The sequence below is a fragment of the Pseudomonas sp. 10C3 genome, from assembly GCF_036346185.1.
In the GTDB taxonomy this organism is placed as follows: domain Bacteria; phylum Pseudomonadota; class Gammaproteobacteria; order Pseudomonadales; family Pseudomonadaceae; genus Aquipseudomonas.
In genome coordinates this window covers 1-240 of record NZ_JASJVE010000198.1, presented here as the reverse complement: position 1 = coordinate 240, position 240 = coordinate 1, and the positions used below count along the sequence as shown (strand labels likewise).

1 pseudogene is annotated in these 240 nt (G+C 57.9%); it reads left to right on the top strand.

The window, feature by feature from the left end:
• Positions 1-240, top strand: a pseudogene (locus QN399_RS26615) (hypothetical protein); the annotation flags it as partial.

Below are 240 nucleotides of genomic sequence, written 5' to 3'. Positions count from 1 at the left end.
TACCTGGCGCTCTATGACTTAAAAACCGCCGAGCCCCTGACCGACACCGCTCGCACGCTCACCGACTTTTTCGACGAACAGGTCCACGATTCACGCGCCTGGTTCATGAACTCAACGGCCTTGGGCGAGCGCGAAGTGTTCAGTGATTACTTCCGCTACCGCTGCATCTTTTTCGACACCGAATCCAACAAGTCCCTGTCGCCGGTGGCGAGGGCCGGGCAAGTGATTGGGGTGGGTATT